Source organism: Streptomyces griseorubiginosus (genome assembly GCF_001514195.1).
GTDB lineage: Bacteria > Actinomycetota > Actinomycetes > Streptomycetales > Streptomycetaceae > Streptomyces > Streptomyces griseorubiginosus.
Window position 1 is genome coordinate 102,305 of sequence record NZ_KQ948746.1, and the last position, 16,625, is coordinate 118,929.

A 16,625-nucleotide genomic window follows, 5' to 3' on the forward strand; every position below is an offset into this window, starting at 1 on the left:
CCTAGCGGACCCCTGTCTTCGGGTGTTGCGAAGATGTGCCAGAGTTGCCACGTCCGCCCTGTCAGCACGTACCGTACGGCAGCAACGGGGCAGGACCAGGTGGGGCAGCGGGAAGGGGCAGCCGGTTTGACCACGCACGCACCGCAGGCGGCGCAGTCCGTCACGCTGCCCACGACGCTGGACGAGGCGGTGGCGGCCCTCACGGCCATGCCCGCCGCCGTGCCCGTCGCGGGCGGCACCGACCTGATGGCCGCCGTCAACTCGGGACAGCTCAGGCCCGCCGCCCTGGTCGGTCTCGGCCGGATCAGCGAGATCCGCGGCTGGCAGTACCAGGACGGGCACGCCCTGCTCGGCGCCGGGCTCACGCACGCGCGCATGGGCCGCCCCGACTTCGCCGCCCTCATCCCGGCCCTCGCCGCCGCCGCGCGGGCCGCGGGCCCGCCGCAGATCCGCAACGCGGGCACCCTGGGCGGCAACATCGCCTCGGCGGCCCCCACGGGCGACGCACTGCCCGTGCTCGCCGCCCTGGAGGCCACCCTGATCATCGCGGGCCCGGACGGCGCCCGCCGGGAGATGCCGGTCTCGCACCTGCTGGCCGGCATGGAGATGCTGCGCGCGGGCGAGCTCATCGGCTTCGTGCGCGTGCCCCTGCTGCACGCCCCCCAGGTCTTCCTCAAGGTCACCGGGCGGACCGGCCCGGGACGCGCGATGGCCTCCGTCGCCCTCGTCCTGGACCCGGCCCGGCGCGGGGTCAGGTGTGCCGTCGGCGCCATAGCGCCGATGCCGCTGCGCCCCCTGGACGCCGAGCAGTGGGTGGCCCGGCTCATCGACTGGGACAACAACCGCGCGCTCGTCCCGGAGGCCCTGGAGGCCTTCGGCGAGTACGTGGCCGCGGCCTGCATCCCCGACCCGGCACCGGCCCCGGACGGTTCCGTGCCGCAGCATCCGCCGGCCGTTCTGCACCTGCGGCGCACCGTCGCCGCGCTGGCCCGACGAGCACTGGGGAGGGCACTGTCGTGACCGACGACCAGCACGGAGAGGGCGCGCCCCGGGCCGCCGGCCGCTGGGACCCGCTCCCTCAGGGGGACTACGACGACGGCGCGACCGCCTTCGTGAAGCTCCCCGAAGGGGGCATCGACGCCCTCCTGGCCTCCGCCGACAGTCCGCTCGCCGCGCCCGGGCACGGCTATGTGCCGCCGCGGATAACGGCGGCGCCGGGCGAGGGCGACGGCATCGACCCGGGCGCCACGGGAGCGTGGGGCACGCCGGCCGAGGGCTCCGGCTGGCCGGACGCCAATGCCGTGCCGCCGGGGCAGACCGGGCAGTTCACGTACAACCCGGCGACCACGCAGCAGTGGCACGTCGAGGACACCGGGGCGGCCCCCGCCCCCACTCCGGCCCCTGGCCACGACGTCACCGGGCAGTGGTCGATTCCTGTCGCGGGCGGCGATCTTCCGGACGAATCGGGCGAGTTCACCACGTCGTCCCTGGTCGAGCAGTGGGGCGGCACCCCTCCGGCGACCCTGCCGGGCGGCGCGGCCGCGCCCTGGGCGACCCAGCCGGCCCCGCCCGCCCAGCCGTGGACGGACGAGGGGTCCCACGCGTTCGACGACGGCGGCACCGGGGCGTTCGACGGCGGTTCCGGCGGGGCGGCCCGGGGCGGTTCCGGTGGGACGGTCGCCGGCGAGCACGCGCACGTACCCGCCGGTGACGAGCACGCGGTGTCGGCCGACGGCGGCGCCCCGGCGGACACGCGGACCGACGGCAGGGGCATCGAGGGCCTCGACGGCATCGGTCGCCCGGACCCCCACGGCCCGTCGGACCTCCACGGCCCGTCGGACACCCACGGCCTGTCGGACACCCACGGCCCGTCGGACCCCGACGGCTCCACCGAGCCGTACCCGGACAGCGCCTCCACAGCCGCCTCAGAGTCCACTCCCGGCGCCGAGGCGCACCCGGCGGCCCCCGAGCCGTCCGAGGGCGCCCGAGGGGCCGTAGAAGCCGCTGACGGGCCCGCCGACGCCGAGGCGGAGCACGACCCGGCCCGCACCCCGGCCGCCTCGGACGACAAGCAGGCCCCGCAGCCCGCGGAGGAACACGCGGGCGACCCCGACGACCGGGCCGCCGCCCCCGGAGAGGAGCACCCGCTCGCCTCCTACGTGCTGCGCGTCAACGGCGTCGACCGGCCCGTCACCGACGCCTGGATCGGCGAGTCGCTGCTCTACGTGCTGCGCGAGCGGCTCGGCCTCGCGGGCGCCAAGGACGGCTGCTCGCAGGGCGAGTGCGGGGCGTGCAACGTCCAGGTCGACGGCCGGCTCGTGGCCTCCTGCCTGGTGCCCTCCGTGACCGCCGCCGGCAGCGAGGTCCGTACCGTCGAGGGCCTCGCCGAGGACGGCCGGCCCTCGGACGTGCAGCGGGCGCTCGCCCGGTGCGGCGCGGTGCAGTGCGGGTTCTGCGTCCCGGGCATGGCGATGACCGTGCACGACCTGCTGGAGGGCAACCCCGCGCCCACCGAACTGGAGACCCGCCAGGCGCTGTGCGGCAACCTCTGCCGCTGCTCCGGCTACCGGGGTGTCGTCGACGCCGTCAAGGAGGTCGTCGCCGAGCGCGAGGCCCACGCGGCTGCCGAGGCTGAGACGGACGGCGACGAGGCACGTATTCCGCACCAGGCGGGCCCGGGCGCCGGAGGCGTCAACCCGTCGGCGTTCGACTCGCCGGGGTTCCCGAGCCCCTCCGGACCGCATGAGCAGGCGTACGGACAGGGACAGGACGGAGGCCAGACGTGAGCAACGAAGCCGCCACCGCGACCACCGCCGCGGAGGCTGCACCCGCCCCCGAGCCGATTCCGCACGGCCTCGGCGTCTCCCTGCCGCCCGCCGACGCGCGCGCGAAGACCGAGGGCACCTTCCCGTACGCGGCCGACCTGTGGGCCGAGGGCCTGCTGTGGGCCGCCGTCCTGCGCTCACCGCACGCGCACGCGCGCATCGTGTCCATCGACACCTCACACGCGCGTGACATGCCCGGAGTCCGCGCGGTCGTCACCCACGAGGACGTCCCCGGCAGCCCGGTGCACGGTCGCGGCAGAGCCGACCGCCCGGTGTTCGCCTCCGAGGTCGTACGCCATCACGGCGAGCCCATCGCGGCCGTCGCCGCCGACCACCCCGACACCGCGCGGATGGCCGCGGCCGCCGTCATCGTCGAGTACGAGGTCCTGGAGCCGGTCACCGACCCCGAGCTGGCGTTCGAGGCCGAGCCCCTGCACCCCGACGGGAACCTGGTCCGCCACATCCCGCTCCAGCACGGCGACCCCTCCGTGACCGGCGAGATCGTCGTCGAAGGCCAGTACCGCATCGGCCGCCAGGACCCCGCGCCCATCGGCGCCGAGGCCGGCCTCGCCGTGCCCCGTCCCGACGGCGGCGTGGAGCTGTACCTCGCCTCCACCGACCCGCACACCGACCGCGACACCGCCGCCGCCTGCTACGGCCTGGAGCCCGAGCGCGTCAAGGTCGTCGTCACCGGCGTCCCCGGCGCCACCGCCGACCGCGAGGACCAGGGCTTCCAGCTCCCGCTCGGCCTGCTCGCGCTCAAGACCGGCTGCCCGGTGAAGCTGACGGCCACGCGCGAGGAGTCCTTCCTCGGCCACGCGCACCGCCACCCCACCCTGCTGAGATACCGCCACCACGCCGACGCCGAGGGCAAGCTGGTGAAGGTCGAGGCGCAGATCCTGCTCGACGGCGGCGCCTACGCCGACACCTCCTCGGAGGCCCTGGCCGCCGCCGTGGGCTTCGCGTGCGGGCCGTACGTCGTCCCGAACGCCTTCATCGAGGGCTGGGCCGTACGCACCAACAACCCGCCCTCCGGCCATGTCCGCGGCGAGGGCGCCATGCAGGTCTGCGCGGCCTACGAGGCCCAGATGGACAAGCTGGCCAAGAAGCTCGGGATCGACCCGGCGGAGCTGCGCCTGCGCAACGTGCTGGCGACCGGGGACGTGCTCCCGACCGGCCAGACGGTGACGTGCCCGGCGCCGGTCGCCGAACTGCTGCAGGCCGTACGGGACTTCCCGCTGCCGGCGCTGCCCAAGGACACCCCCGAGGACGAGTGGCTGCTGCCCGGCGGCCCCGAGGGTGCGGGCGAACCCGGCGCGATCCGCCGGGGTGTCGGCTACGGCCTCGGCATGGTGCACATGCTCGGCGCGGAGGGCGCGGACGAGGTCTCCACGGCGACCGTGCGCGTCCAGGACGGCGTCGCGACGGTGCTCTGCGCGGCCGTCGAGACCGGCCAGGGCTTCACGACGCTGGCCCGCCAGATCGTCCAGGAGACCCTCGGCATCGACGAGGTCCACGTGGCCCCCGTCGACACCGACCAGCCTCCCGCGGGCGCGGGCGCGCGTGGCCGCCACACCTGGGTCTCCGGCGGCGCGGTCGAGCGGGCCGCCAAGATGGTCCGCACCCAGCTGCTCCAGCCCCTGGCACACAAGTTCGGCATGTCCACCGAGCTGCTCCAGATCATCGACGGCAAGATCACCTCGTACGACGGCGTCCTGTCGACGACCGTCACCGAGGCCATGGACGGCAAGGAGCTGTGGGCGACGGCACAGTGCCGTCCGCATCCCACCGAGCCGCTGGACGAGGCCGGCCAGGGTGACGCGTTCGTGGGCATGGCGTTCTGCGCGATCCGCGCGGTCGTCGACGTCGACATCGAGCTCGGTTCGGTCCGCGTGGTCGAGCTGGCGCTCGCCCAGGACGTCGGCCGGATTCTCAACCCCGCCCAGCTGGAGGCCCGTATCGAGGCGGGCGTCACGCAGGGCGTCGGGATAGCGCTGACGGAGAACCTGCGCACCGCGCGCGGGCTGATCCGGCATCCGGACCTCACGGGGTACGCGCTGCCGACGGCCCTGGACGCGCCGGACATCCGAATCGTCAAGCTGGTGGAGGAGCGGGACGTGGTCGCCCCGTTCGGCGCGAAGGCGGCGAGCGCGGTGCCGGTGGTCACCTCTCCGGCGGCGATCGCCTCGGCCGTACGCGCCGCGACGGGGCGCCCGGTGAACCGGCTGCCGATCCGGCCGCAGGCGGCGGTGGTGACGGACCGCTGAGTCGGTCCGGGCCTTGTGCTCCGCCGGTGAGCCGAGTGCTCATGTACTGCCGGTGAGCCAAGTGCCCTCTGCCGTAGGGGAGTTCGTGTGCAGGGCGTCGTTCTCGTCACCGGGGTGATGGCGGCCGGGAAGTCGACGGTCGCGCAGTTGCTCGCGGAGCGGTTGCCGCGGGCCGCGCATGTGCGCGGGGACGTGTTCCGCCGGATGATCGTGTCCGGCCGCTGGGAGTACCTGCCCGGTGCGCCGGACGAGGCTCTCGCTCAACTCCGCCTGCGGTACCGGCTGTCGGCCGCCACGGCGGACGCCTACGCCGAGGCCGGGTTCACCGCCGTCGTGCAGGACGTGGTGCTGGGCGAGGAGCTGCCGGCGTACGTCCGACTGGTCAGGACCCGCCCGCTGTACGTCGTCGTCCTGGCGCCGGACGCGGGGACGGTGGCCGCCCGGGAGGCGGGCCGGGCGAAGACGGGCTACGGCGGCACGGGCTACGGCGGCGCGGGCAATGGCGGCGCGGGCTACGGCGGCGAGGCCTGGACGGTTCCCGCGCTGGACGAGGTGCTGCGGGCGTCGACGCCGCCGATCGGCCTGTGGCTGGACACCTCCGGACAGACCCCCGCCGAGACGGTGGAGGCGATTCTCGCGGGGCGGGAACGCGCGAGGGTGCTGTGACGTCTCCTTGATACGGGGGCGTTGTCAGTGGTGGCGCGTAGTGTTCTGGTCAGTGGGGGACGCGCGCCGGGCCCGACCGGGTCGCCGTGCTGTGCCCAGCCGGGGGACTGCGTACGAAGCACACGGGGGAACCATGAGCACGACCGACACCGCCGTAGCGGCGATCAGACTGACCGAGGACGAACTGAGTCCGTACATCACCCATGCCACGACCCGCAGTTGGCTCAGCGGGCCCGGACTGCCGGCCGACAGCGACCTGTTCACCTTCGAGGAGCTGCGCCGGGAGGGCCTGCGGACGGTGGCGGACGCGACGTCCGACCCGGCCGGCCGGCTCAGCGAGGAGCTGCGCGACCAGCTGGTGATCGGCGGACTCACCGACCTGCACGGCAGGGAGCGGGAGTCGGTCCTGCTCGACGGCGCGACCGGCGAGGTCTCGACGACCGCGTTCTTCCACGCCCGCCCCGACCTGATGGACCGCACCCCGCTGGCCCCCTCCCTGCCCACCCTGGTCCGCTTCGCGACGGCGACGGACGAACTGACCGAGGTCCGTGGCCAGTTCGCCTCCTACGCCGGCCGCTTCGGTCCTACGGCGGTGGAGGACGCCACGCGCCAGCTGCTGACGGTGTTCGAGGAGGGCACGGCCGGCGATGTGCCGACGTTCTGGAAGATCGCGGCGCTGATCCGCCCCCTGGCCCTGGTGGCGGGCCCGGGCACGGAGTCCGGCCTGGCGCTGGACCTGCCGCCGCGCCTGCTGGACCAGGAGTTCGGCCGCGGCCAGGTCGTCCGCTTCGAGGACATCGACTTCCCGTCCACGCTCACGCACGCCCCGACCCGCCGCTTCCTGGCGGTGACCGGCCTGCCCGAGGACGGCGTCCTCTTCCACACCGACCCGGACGCCCCGCTGCCGACGCTCGCGGAGCACCACGCCGACCGGCTGTCCGCCCTCCCGCCCGGGGCCGACCGCCTGATCGTCCTCGGCCACCTGATCGAGGACAACACCCTGGTGGTCGACGGGGAGACGGGCGCGGTCCTGAACTGGAGCGAGCGCGAAGCGACCCTGCACCCCCTGAACACCGACATCTCCACCCTCGCCTTCACCCTCTGGCTCCTCCACCGCGAGCGCCGGATAGACGAGTCCCTGGCCCACGAACTGACCAACACCCTCTACGCCCAGGTCGCCAAGACGATGATCAGAGCCCTGTCCACCATCGACCCGACGGGCACGACCACGGACGAGGACTGGCACTACTGGACGGAGCTGTTCCAGGACGAGGCGGGCCGGGTGCTCTGACCGGCCGCACGCCGCAGGGTCGCGGAGAGGTGGTGCTGCAAGGGCTGCCCGACCGCGGCGAGGTCGTGGACGAAGGTGAAGGTGCCACCGTGCGTGCCCTGGTCCGTGTCGGCGTCCGCGTCCGCGTCGGCGTCCGCGTCGGCCAGGGTGTACCGGCGGCGGGTCGCGGTCACCTCCTTGGCGGTGGGGGTGAGGGCCACGGTGTGCGTGGCGAGGTCCACGACGCCGTCCTCCGCCCGCCCGGTCAGGATCTCCGTGATCCCGGTCGGCTGGGTGATCAGCGCCTCCACCCGCCCGCCGTCCTGGAGCCGCCACCAGCCGCTCTCCCGGGCCGCCGGACGCAGCGGCGCCCCGTCCGCGTCGAGCAGCCAGGCGGCGGGCCTCGTACCGGAGAAAGGGCCGCCCGTCGTGACCGAAGCTGACCTCCTGCGCGTAGGCGAAGTCGCCGTCGAACGTCGGATACCCGCCTTGTCCGCGCCCCTGCCACCGGCCCAGAAAGCCGAGCACCGGCTCGAGCAGCGGGTGCGGAACAGGCGTCTCACCCTCCCCGAAGCCATCCGGGAACGGCTGCCCGGTCGGCGGCTGCCCTGCCACGTTCTCTGACACGTCGTCTTTCCTCACTCTCGTCGCCCCACTCTCTCGATTGCTGCTTCTCAGGGTGGGACGCAACGCCAGCGCCACCGCGTCTTCAGAGTGTGGACGACGAACAGGATCTCCGATGAAGCGCCGGCACGAAGAGGAATTCATGGCGTTCGCCGCCGCGCGAACCGCCCCTCTGTTCCGCTCCGCGGGTGTGCTCACCAGTGGTGACGCGCACCTCGCGGAGGACTTGGTCCAGGACACGCTGGGCCGGATGTACGCCAACTGGCGAAAGATCGCGCAGGTGGACGACCCCGCGGCGTACACCCACACCGTCCTCGTACGGACCTACCTGTCCTACCGCCGTCGGCGCAGCAACTCCGAACAGCCCACCGACACCCTTCCGGACTCCGGCGCCGCCCCTGAGCACGACGCCACGCTGCGGGTCACGTTGCTCGACGCGCTCGGCCGGCTCTCAGCCCGGGACCGGGCCGTGCTCCCACACGGCCGCCACGGTGCTGCTCATCCTCGGGGTACCTGAGCGCGCTGTCATGGGCCTGATGGGATGGTCGCCCACGGCCATGGCTGCCCGATATCAGCAAATGGTGGACGCCGTCCGGTCGGACATCGTGAAGCAGGTGGACGGCCTTATCTGGAGGCCCGAAGCAGATGGGCGGGATGTCCCTTAGGAGGCCTTGAGGTCTGAACGCATGGCCCGGCGGAGAGCCTCTAGCGCCTCGCCCAGTGCTCCTTGAGTCGCAGACCACTCTGGATCTGTGCTCACGTCAGGCTCATCGAATCGATCCCGTAGGTTTCGGAGTCTCACGAAGGTCTGATCGGCAACGTCACCGAGAGGTTCAGGGGCCATAATGTGCATTTGGTAGAGGAGTTGATAGGCATTGGCGGCCGCGAGGATTTCTCCGGACTGCTTAATGCGTTCCTCCCGGCTTAGGTCGATGCTCCGCTTCAGATCTCGTAACCGGTGCCTCGTGACCCAGAGTGCCGCGAGAAATTCGCTGTAAAGTTGTTGCTTTGCCGCGCGCTCGCGGGATGTGTTCTCCCGGCGCCATCGTGATCGTTCACCAAGAAGGGTTGTGCTGACGCCCAGGACGGCGCCAAGTGCTGTGCCCGCGAGAGTCCCCCAGTCCACGGGGCACATCGTAGAGGCGTCGTGGTTCTGGGCCTAGAGCGCGCTGTCTGTCCTTGGACCACGGCCCGCGGTGCGGTACAGCGGTGTCCAACTGGTCAACTGAGACTAAGACTGAGACGGACGAACTATAGGGCGGCACCCATGGAGGGTGCCGCCCTTTCCTTTTGCCTGGTCAAACTCTTGAGGCCGTGGCGGGAATCGAACCCGCGTAACTCGCTTTGCAGGCGAGTCCCTGAACCACTCGGGCACACGGCCACCGTCACCGAGGTCGGTCGTGTGGCACACGGCCGGGTCGAAGGGAGCGGTGAGGCTTCCTGTCGAGCTCGGTGGGACGACCGTATGGCGGGGGTGCGGGCGGGTTCAAGGGTGGCGTGGGGGCTGCAATGGGACTGCCATACGCCGTTCATGAAGGAGGGGCGGGAGGCGGGGGGTCGTACGACCAAAGGCGCAGGCGAGGGTGGGCTTTTGACAGGGGTCAAACGGGAGTGTGCGCCTTACGCTGGCCCGCATGGCAACCCTGGAACCGCGTGGCGTCGGCGTCGACGATGAAGGTGGAGCTCCCTCTGGCCGAGAGAGGGCGGACGGGGTGCTGGGGCGTTCCTACCGGGCGCTCAGTGTCGGGATCGTGTCCGTCGTCGTGCTCGTCGCCTTCGAGGCGACCGCCGTCGGGACCGCCATGCCCGTCGCCGCAAGGGAGTTGGACGGGGTCGGGCTCTACGCCTTCGCCTTCTCCGGGTACTTCACCACCAGCCTCTTCGGGATGGTCGTCAGCGGGCAGTGGGCCGATCGGCGCGGGCCGGTCGGGGCGTTGACCGCCGGGATCGCCGCGTTCGGGGCCGGGCTGCTGGTGTCCGGGACGGCCGGCGCGATGTGGCTGTTCATCCTCGGGCGGGCCGTGCAGGGGTTCGGGGGCGGGCTGGTCATCGTCGCGCTGTACGTAGTCGTCGGGCGGGCCTACCCCGAGCGGTTGCGGCCCGCCATCATGGCCGCGTTCGCGGCGGGGTGGGTCGTGCCGTCCGTCGTGGGACCGCTGGCCGCCGGCGCCGTGACCGAACAGCTCGGCTGGCGGTGGGTGTTCGTCGGGATTCCGGTCCTGGTCGTGTTTCCGCTGGCCCTCGCCCTGCCCCAGATACGGCGGCGGGCGGCCGGCCCCGTGGACGGCAGGGCCCCCGGCGGCGTCGACCGGCGGCGCATCCGGCTCGCCCTCGGGATCTCCCTCGGCGCCGGACTCCTCCAGTACGCCGCCCAGGACCTGCGCCCCCTCTCCCTGCTCCCCGGCCTCGCCGGTGCCGCGCTGCTCGTGCCGGCCGTGCTCGGACTGCTGCCCCGCGGCACCTACCGGGCGGTGCGCGGGCTGCCCTCCGTCGTCCTGCTGCGTGGGCTCGCCGCGGGGTCCTTCATCGCGGCCGAGTCCTTCGTGCCGCTGATGCTGGTCACCCAGCGGGGACTGTCGCCGACGCTCGCCGGGTTCTCGCTGGCGGCCGGCGGGGGGACCTGGGCGCTGGGGTCGTGGGTGCAGTCGCGGGCGCGCGTCGAGCCGTACCGGCAACGGCTGATGACCGTGGGGATGGTGCTGACGGCCGCCGCGATCGCCACCGCGCCGAGTGTGCTGATCGACTCCGTGCCGGTCTGGACGGTCGCCGTCGCGTGGGGGTTCGGCTGCTTCGGGATGGGGCTGGTGATCTCCTCCACCAGCGTCCTGCTGCTCCACCTCTCCGCCCCCGAGGAGGCCGGCTCCAACTCCGCCGCCCTCCAGATCTCCGACGGCCTCTCGAACGCGCTGCTGCTCGCGGCGGGCGGGGCGGCGTTCGCTGCGCTCGGCGGGGGAGCGGTGAGTCATACGGCGACGGGGGCGACGGGTGCGCATCCGGCCGCGTTCGCCGTGGTGTTCCTGCCGATGGCGGGGGTGGCGTTGGTGGGGGCGTGGGTGACCACGCGGTTGCGGGAGCGGGGGCCGGAGCGGCAGCGGGAGCGGGGGCCGGAGCGGGAGCGGGGGCCGCAATCCGTTCCGGAGCCGTAATCCGTTCGGGAGTCGTAATCCGTTCGGGAGTCGTAAACCGTTCCAGAGCGCAAACCGTCCGGGAGTCGTAGTCCGTTCGGGAGTCGAAAGCCGTGGGGGAGCCGTAAACCGTCCGGGAGCCGTAAACCGTCCGGGAGTCGATAGCCGTGCGGGAGTCGTAAACCGTTCGGCGGCTCGTGACGGCAGCGACTAGCCTCTCGCGGCATGCAGGAAAGCACGCTTCACCTCGACCCGGACACCGGACAGGCCCTCGCCGATCTCGCCGATGCCTGCGGCCGCCGACCGGAGGACCTCGCCCGGGAGGCCGTACGCCGGTATCTGCGCGAAGAGGAGGAACCGGTGCGTGCCGTTGCCGGGGAACTCGCCCGGCGCCATGCCGACCTGCTGCGAAGGCTCGGCGAATGACCAGACATCTCACGGTCGCGGAGGTCGAGGACATCGCTCGGACCGCGTTCGGCGGCCAGGCACCCGAGGTGCGGGACGCCGGGCTGTTCGCTTCCGCCGTACGGCGGCCGAGGGCCCGGATGTTCGGCACGGAGGCCTACGGCGACCCGTACGAGCAGGCCGCCGCCCTGCTCCACGGCCTCGCCGCCAACCACCCCCTCGTCGACGGGAACAAGCGCACCGCCTGGCTCGCCGCCGCCACCTTCCTCGGCGTCAACGGCGTGGACCTCGGCGGCTGCGCCCAGGACGTGGCGTACGCGCTGGTCATCGACGTCGCGTCGGGCGCCGAGGGCGATGTACGGACGATCGCGGGGCGGCTGAGGGCGCTGGCCGAGTAGGGATGTGACCTCGGTCCCACCCACCGGCGACCCGGCCCTGTCCGAGCGTTGACGTGGCCGGGCCGCCGGTAAGGTGACCCGGTCGTCATACACAGGCGTAGAAGACACCGCCGAACAAGACACCGCCCAGCCGCTCGACCCCGACGGAGACCGTGACTACCACCGCCGCCTCCTCCCATCACCTTTCCCCGGCCTTCCCGGGCCGCGCCCCCTGGGGGACCGCCAACAAGCTGCGTGCCTGGCAGCAAGGGGCGATGGAGAAGTACGTCCAGGAGCAGCCGCGTGACTTCCTGGCCGTTGCGACCCCCGGCGCCGGCAAGACGACCTTCGCCCTCACCCTCGCCTCCTGGCTGCTGCACCACCACGTCGTGCAGCAGGTGACCGTCGTCGCGCCGACCGAGCACCTGAAGAAGCAGTGGGCCGAGGCGGCGGCGCGGATAGGGATCAAGCTGGATCCGGAGTACAGCGCCGGGCCGCTCGGCAAGGACTACCACGGGGTCGCCGTCACCTACGCGGGCGTCGGCGTACGGCCCATGCTGCACCGCAACCGCGTCGAGCAGCGCAAGACGCTCGTCATCCTCGACGAGATCCACCACGCCGGTGACTCCAAGTCCTGGGGCGAGGCCTGCCTGGAGGCCTTCGAGCCCGCCACGCGAAGGCTCGCGCTCACCGGTACGCCCTTCCGGTCCGACACCAACCCGATCCCCTTCGTGACGTACGAGGAGGGCAACGACGGGATCCGCAGGTCGGCCGCCGACTACACCTACGGCTACGGCAACGCGCTCGCCGACCACGTCGTGCGGCCGGTCATCTTCCTGTCCTACAGCGGGCAGATGCGGTGGCGGACCAAGGCCGGTGACGAGATCGCCGCCCGGCTCGGCGAGCCCATGACCAAGGACGCGATCAGCCAGGCCTGGCGTACCGCGCTCGACCCGCGCGGTGAGTGGATGCCGAGCGTGCTGCGCGCGGCCGACCAGCGGCTCACCGAGGTCAGGAAGGCCATCCCGGACGCCGGCGCCCTGGTCATCGCCTCCGATCAGGATTCGGCCCGGGCGTACGCCAAGCTGATCCGCGAGATCACGGGCTCCAAGGCGACCCTCGTGCTGTCCGACGACGCCGGGGCCTCGAAGCGGATCGACGACTTCAGCGAGAGCAACGACCGGTGGATGGTCGCCGTGCGGATGGTGTCCGAGGGCGTCGACGTGCCGCGGCTCGCGGTGGGGGTGTACGCCACCACCATCTCCACGCCTCTCTTCTTCGCCCAGGCCGTCGGGCGTTTCGTGCGGTCCCGGCGGCGCGGTGAGACCGCCTCCGTGTTCCTGCCGACCGTCCCCGACCTCCTCACCTTCGCCAACGAGATGGAGGTGGAGCGGGACCACGCCCTCGACAAGCCGAAGAAGGAGGGCGAGGAGGACCCGTACGCCGAGTCCGAGAAGGAGATGGACGAGGCGAACAAGGAGCAGGACGAGGACACCGGCGAGCAGGAGCAGTTCTCCTTCGAGGCGCTGGAGTCCGAGGCCGTCTTCGACCGCGTCCTCTACGACGGCGCCGAGTTCGGCATGCAGGCGCACCCGGGGAGCGAGGAGGAGCAGGACTACCTCGGCATCCCGGGCCTCCTCGAACCCGACCAGGTGCAGCTCCTGCTCCAGAAGCGGCAGGCCCGGCAGATCGCGCACAGCCGCAAGAAGCCGGACGCCGAGGCCGACCTCCTGGAGCTGCCCGCCGAGCGGCGGCCCGTTGTCTCGCACAAGGAGATGATGGAGCTGCGCAAGCAGCTCAACACCATGGTCAGCGCCTACGTCCATCAGAGCGGCAAGCCGCATGGCGTGATCCACACCGAACTGCGCCGGGTGTGCGGAGGACCGCCGAGCGCGGAGGCGACGGCGGGGCAGCTGCGGCAGCGGATCGCCAAGGTGCAGGAGTGGGCCACGCGGATGCGGTGAGCGGGGCACACCCTTTCCCAGGGCCGTCGAATCCGGGACAAACGGAGTGGTCCGCGTCGGCCGCTGCCCGGATTCTGGACGGAGGCTTCCGCTGAGCGAACCCCCTTCGCTACTGTCCCGCTACGCACACGCCCCGTGGCAGCGCCGCCGCGGAGCGCAGCCGTGAAGCGACGCGGTCCGGAACAGACCGGGCCGCCGACCGATCGGCGGCCTCTGAAGCGCGTCGCCGACGGGACTCGGTGACGCATCCGCCGCGAGGGGCCGCCGACCTCACCACTTGGAGGAGTGGGCGTCGTGACCGCGGAGACCTCTCAGACGCTGGACCGGGGACTGCGTGTCCTCAAGCTCCTGGCCGACACGGACCACGGGCTCACCGTCACCGAACTGTCCAACAAACTGGGCGTGAACCGCACCGTGGTCTACCGGTTGCTGGCCACGCTGGAGCAGCACGCTCTGGTACGACGGGACCTGGGCGGCCGTGCCCGGGTCGGGCTCGGGGTGCTGCGGCTCGGGCGTCAGGTGCATCCGCTGGTCCGGGAGGCAGCCCTGCCGGCGCTGCGGTCGCTGGCCGAGGACATCGGGGCGACGGCCCATCTCACGCTGGTGGACGGGGCGGAGGCGCTCGCCGTGGCCGTCGTGGAGCCCACGTGGACGGACTACCACGTGGCCTACCGCGCCGGGTTCCGGCATCCCCTGGACCGCGGTGCCGCGGGCCGGGCGATCCTCGCCGCCCGGCAGCAGGGCTTCGGGGACCCCGGGTACACGCTGACCCACGGTGAGCTGGAGGCGGGCGCGAGCGGTGCGGCGGCCCCCCTGCTCGGCGTCACCGGCGTCGAGGGCAGCGTGGGCGTGGTGATGCTGGCGGACGCGGTGCCGGAACGGGTGGGCCCGCGGGTGGTGGACGCGGCCCGGGAGGTAGCAGAGGCGCTGCGCTGACCCCCACCGCATCACGCCCTCGCGCTGACCCCCGCCGCATCACGCCCTCGCGCTGACCTGCGCCGGATCACGCTCTCGCGTTGACCCGCGCCGGATCACGCCCTCGCGCTCACCCCGCCGGATCACGCCCCGCGTTGACCCCCACCGCATCACGCCCTCGCGCTGACCCCCACCGGATCACGTCCTCGCGCCGCCCCCCGCCGCATCACGCCCTCACCGGCCCTCACCCCGCCCGATCACCACCCCGTCCCCTGCGCGCCGTACGCGGCGAACTGTCCGGGGAGGGCGGGTGCGCGCGGGGAATGGGTCCGTTGTGGCGCACGTGGACTGCAACTCCTCAGGGGTGCGGGGAACTGCGCGACCGGCCACGCCGGACCCGCGCCCGCCGAACCACCGCACCCGCCGGACCCGCGCCCGCCGAACCACCGCACCCGCGCCCGCCGAACCACCGCACCCGCGCCCGCCGAACCACCGCACCCGGCAACCCCATAGGCGCCCGGCTCAAGCAGTCCTCACCGGCCCCAGCCCCGCCAGCACCCGCAACTGCAACCACAGCACCAACCGTTCGTCGGGATCGTCCAGGTCGATCCCCACAAGTCGCCGCACCTGCCTCAACCGGTACCGGCACGTGTTGGGATGCACGGCGAGCAACCGCGCCGCCCCCGCCATGTCGCACCCCGCGTCGAACCAGCACACCAGCGTGCGCGCGAGGTCGCTCCCGTGGCGCTCGTCGTGGGCCAGCACCCGCTGCCACGCACCCGCGCTCAACTCCCGCCGCTCACCGAGCACTTCGGCGAGACGTGCCAGCGTGACCCGGGCCCGGACCTCGTCGATCGTGGCGACCGGCAGCGAGGGGCCCGGCAGCCGCAGCACCAGGTCGGCGTCGGCCCGCGACCCCGCCACCTCGCCGAGCCCCGCCACGACCTCCCCGAGCCCCGCCCGCACCGGCACCCGGAGCGCCTGTCCGGCCCGCGCCACGATGTGCTCCGCGAGCCGTCGGTGCCGGTCCCCGCCGTGCTCCCCGACCGCGGGCAGCACCGCGTACACCACCCCGTCGACCAGCACACACGCGTGCCGCCCGTAGCGGGCCTCGCATTGCAGCCGTACGACGTCCAGCAGCCGCAGCCCGGTCTGTTCGGCGTCCGCGAGCTCCGCAGGCCCCACCGTGTCCAACGCGAACGCGGCCACCCGGAGCGCCCCCTCCATGCCCAGCCGCACGGCCGCCCCGGCCGGGTCCGCCGTCCCCTCCAGCACCCGCCGCAGCAGATCACCGGTCCGGTGCCGGGCCAGCTCCTGGGCCGCGCGCGCCCGCAGCAGCAACAGCGCGGCCGTCGACGCCCCCTGTACGAGCGTCTCGGCCGCGTCCGCCGCGAGCGTGCCGTTGTCCACGACCCACACCGAGCCGAGGGTCTCCCCGCCGGCCCGGACGGCCATCGCGAGGCGGGGCAGGGCGCCCTCCCGCAGCGCGGGCAGCCGGAGCGGGGCGGGGGCCGCGAACAGCGTCCGGTACTGCTCGCCGTCGCCCGCGCCGGTCGGCACCTGGAGGCCCAGGATCCCCTGGCGGCGGTCCTCGTCGACCGGCTGACCGGGGACCGTCGAGTAGGCGAGGATGCGCCGGCGCGGGTCCTCCACCGCGGTGGCCCCGCCGGTCGCCGCCGCGATGGCGTCGGCGAGCGCGAACAGGTCGCCGTGGCCGCTCGCGGAGGACACCGGGCGGGCGCCGATCGCCGAGGCGAGCAGCAGATGCGCCTCGTGCCAGGCGGTGTCCTCGGGGACGGACAGCAGGGCCACCCCGTGCGCGTCGGCCGCGGCCACCGGACCGTCCGGCCCGCGCACCACCAGACCGGTCATCCCGGCCTCCGCGACCGCTCGCGCCAGCGGCCCGGCCGCCGCCGCGCGCGTGCCGACCGCCAGCAGCAGCGCGCCCGGGGCCCGGGGGAGCGGTCCCTCGGCGTCGTACAGCAGGACCTCCGTGACCGGGGCGCCGAGGCCGGCCGGGGCGGTGTGCAGGCGCACCGAGGTGCCGCCGACGACGTCGAGGAGGTCGCCGAGGGTGCAGGCGTCCACGGGTGCCCCCAACAGGTGTTCCGGCCCGGCCGGACGCCGGATGCCCGGTCGTTTGGCCGATCTCCAAACGAACGTACGCATCTGTTGTCCGACCGCACA

Annotated in this window: 12 protein-coding genes, 1 tRNA gene and 2 pseudogenes; 12 read left to right on the forward strand and 3 right to left on the reverse strand. The window is 73.3% G+C overall.

The window, feature by feature from the left end:
• The first annotated feature begins 126 nt into the window (after positions 1 to 126).
• The 5 genes from AQJ54_RS38455 (at position 127) to AQJ54_RS38475 (ending at position 7,049) form a co-directional block, all read left to right on the forward strand.
• Entirely contained in the window at positions 127 to 1,020 is an 894-nt protein-coding gene (locus AQJ54_RS38455) for an FAD binding domain-containing protein (protein ID WP_062245691.1), read from the forward strand.
• Positions 1,017 to 2,786: a 2Fe-2S iron-sulfur cluster-binding protein gene (locus tag AQJ54_RS38460; RefSeq protein ID WP_062245693.1), complete on the forward strand. Its 1,770-nt coding sequence runs from the start codon at positions 1,017 to 1,019 to the stop codon at positions 2,784 to 2,786. The genes AQJ54_RS38455 and AQJ54_RS38460 overlap by 4 nt, the downstream gene beginning before the upstream one ends.
• Positions 2,783 to 5,092, forward strand: a complete 2,310-nt coding sequence (locus tag AQJ54_RS38465; RefSeq protein ID WP_062245695.1) for a xanthine dehydrogenase family protein molybdopterin-binding subunit — start codon at positions 2,783 to 2,785, stop codon at positions 5,090 to 5,092. The genes AQJ54_RS38460 and AQJ54_RS38465 overlap by 4 nt, the downstream gene beginning before the upstream one ends.
• 87 nt (positions 5,093 to 5,179) lie before the next feature.
• Positions 5,180 to 5,758: an AAA family ATPase gene (locus AQJ54_RS38470; RefSeq protein WP_062245697.1), complete on the forward strand. Its 579-nt coding sequence runs from the start codon at positions 5,180 to 5,182 to the stop codon at positions 5,756 to 5,758.
• A gap of 133 nt (positions 5,759 to 5,891) precedes the next feature.
• Complete coding sequence (locus AQJ54_RS38475; protein WP_062031507.1) at positions 5,892 to 7,049, forward strand: SUKH-4 family immunity protein; 1,158 nt, start codon at positions 5,892 to 5,894, stop codon at positions 7,047 to 7,049.
• Here the strand turns inward: AQJ54_RS38475 and AQJ54_RS38480 are convergent.
• Positions 7,004 to 7,643 (reverse strand): annotated as a pseudogene (locus AQJ54_RS38480) (heme-binding beta-barrel domain-containing protein). The gene AQJ54_RS38475 and the pseudogene AQJ54_RS38480 overlap by 46 nt on opposite strands.
• Positions 7,644 to 7,902: 259 nt before the next feature.
• Here AQJ54_RS38480 and AQJ54_RS47035 point away from each other — a divergent pair.
• Both AQJ54_RS47035 and AQJ54_RS47040 read left to right on the forward strand, forming a co-directional pair.
• Positions 7,903 to 8,169: a SigE family RNA polymerase sigma factor gene (locus AQJ54_RS47035; RefSeq protein ID WP_248845526.1), complete on the forward strand. Its 267-nt coding sequence runs from the start codon at positions 7,903 to 7,905 to the stop codon at positions 8,167 to 8,169.
• Positions 8,129 to 8,317: pseudogene (locus AQJ54_RS47040) on the forward strand (site-specific integrase); the annotation flags it as partial. The gene AQJ54_RS47035 and the pseudogene AQJ54_RS47040, both read left to right, overlap by 41 nt.
• A 644-nt stretch (positions 8,318 to 8,961) precedes the next feature.
• Here the strand turns inward: AQJ54_RS47040 and AQJ54_RS38490 are convergent.
• Positions 8,962 to 9,033: transfer RNA gene (locus AQJ54_RS38490), tRNA-Cys, on the reverse strand.
• Between the two features lie 253 nt (positions 9,034 to 9,286).
• On the opposite strand from AQJ54_RS38490, the gene AQJ54_RS38495 reads away from it, so the two are divergent.
• From AQJ54_RS38495 to AQJ54_RS38515, 5 genes are all read left to right on the forward strand, one after another.
• Entirely contained in the window at positions 9,287 to 10,798 is a 1,512-nt protein-coding gene (locus AQJ54_RS38495; RefSeq protein ID WP_248845522.1) for an MFS transporter, read from the forward strand.
• 204 nt (positions 10,799 to 11,002) lie between these two features.
• Positions 11,003 to 11,203, forward strand: a complete 201-nt coding sequence (locus AQJ54_RS44270; RefSeq protein ID WP_079070208.1) for a ribbon-helix-helix domain-containing protein — start codon at positions 11,003 to 11,005, stop codon at positions 11,201 to 11,203.
• A complete protein-coding gene (locus AQJ54_RS38505) occupies positions 11,200 to 11,580 on the forward strand; it encodes a type II toxin-antitoxin system death-on-curing family toxin (RefSeq protein ID WP_062245701.1) in 381 nt (126 codons plus the stop codon). The genes AQJ54_RS44270 and AQJ54_RS38505 overlap by 4 nt, the downstream gene beginning before the upstream one ends.
• A 152-nt stretch (positions 11,581 to 11,732) precedes the next feature.
• On the forward strand, positions 11,733 to 13,523 hold the full coding sequence (locus tag AQJ54_RS38510) for a DEAD/DEAH box helicase (RefSeq protein WP_030321095.1): 1,791 nt from the start codon (positions 11,733 to 11,735) through the stop codon (positions 13,521 to 13,523).
• 294 nt (positions 13,524 to 13,817) lie between these two features.
• Positions 13,818 to 14,459: an IclR family transcriptional regulator gene (locus tag AQJ54_RS38515; RefSeq protein ID WP_020139008.1), complete on the forward strand. Its 642-nt coding sequence runs from the start codon at positions 13,818 to 13,820 to the stop codon at positions 14,457 to 14,459.
• A 501-nt stretch (positions 14,460 to 14,960) separates the two neighbouring features.
• Here the strand turns inward: AQJ54_RS38515 and AQJ54_RS38520 are convergent.
• On the reverse strand, positions 14,961 to 16,526 hold the full coding sequence (locus AQJ54_RS38520) for a PucR family transcriptional regulator (protein ID WP_062245703.1): 1,566 nt from the start codon (positions 16,524 to 16,526) through the stop codon (positions 14,961 to 14,963).
• Between the last annotated feature and the right edge of the window lie 99 nt (positions 16,527 to 16,625).

Coding starts and splice junctions, on each gene's coding strand:
- AQJ54_RS44270 (WP_079070208.1), top strand. CDS start 11,003: ATGCAGGAAAGCACGCTTCACCTCGACCCGGACACCGGACAGGCCCTC.
- AQJ54_RS47035 (WP_248845526.1), top strand. CDS start 7,903: ATGTACGCCAACTGGCGAAAGATCGCGCAGGTGGACGACCCCGCGGCG.
- AQJ54_RS38505 (WP_062245701.1), top strand. CDS start 11,200: ATGACCAGACATCTCACGGTCGCGGAGGTCGAGGACATCGCTCGGACC.
- AQJ54_RS38495 (WP_248845522.1), top strand. CDS start 9,287: ATGGCAACCCTGGAACCGCGTGGCGTCGGCGTCGACGATGAAGGTGGA.
- AQJ54_RS38475 (WP_062031507.1), top strand. CDS start 5,892: ATGAGCACGACCGACACCGCCGTAGCGGCGATCAGACTGACCGAGGAC.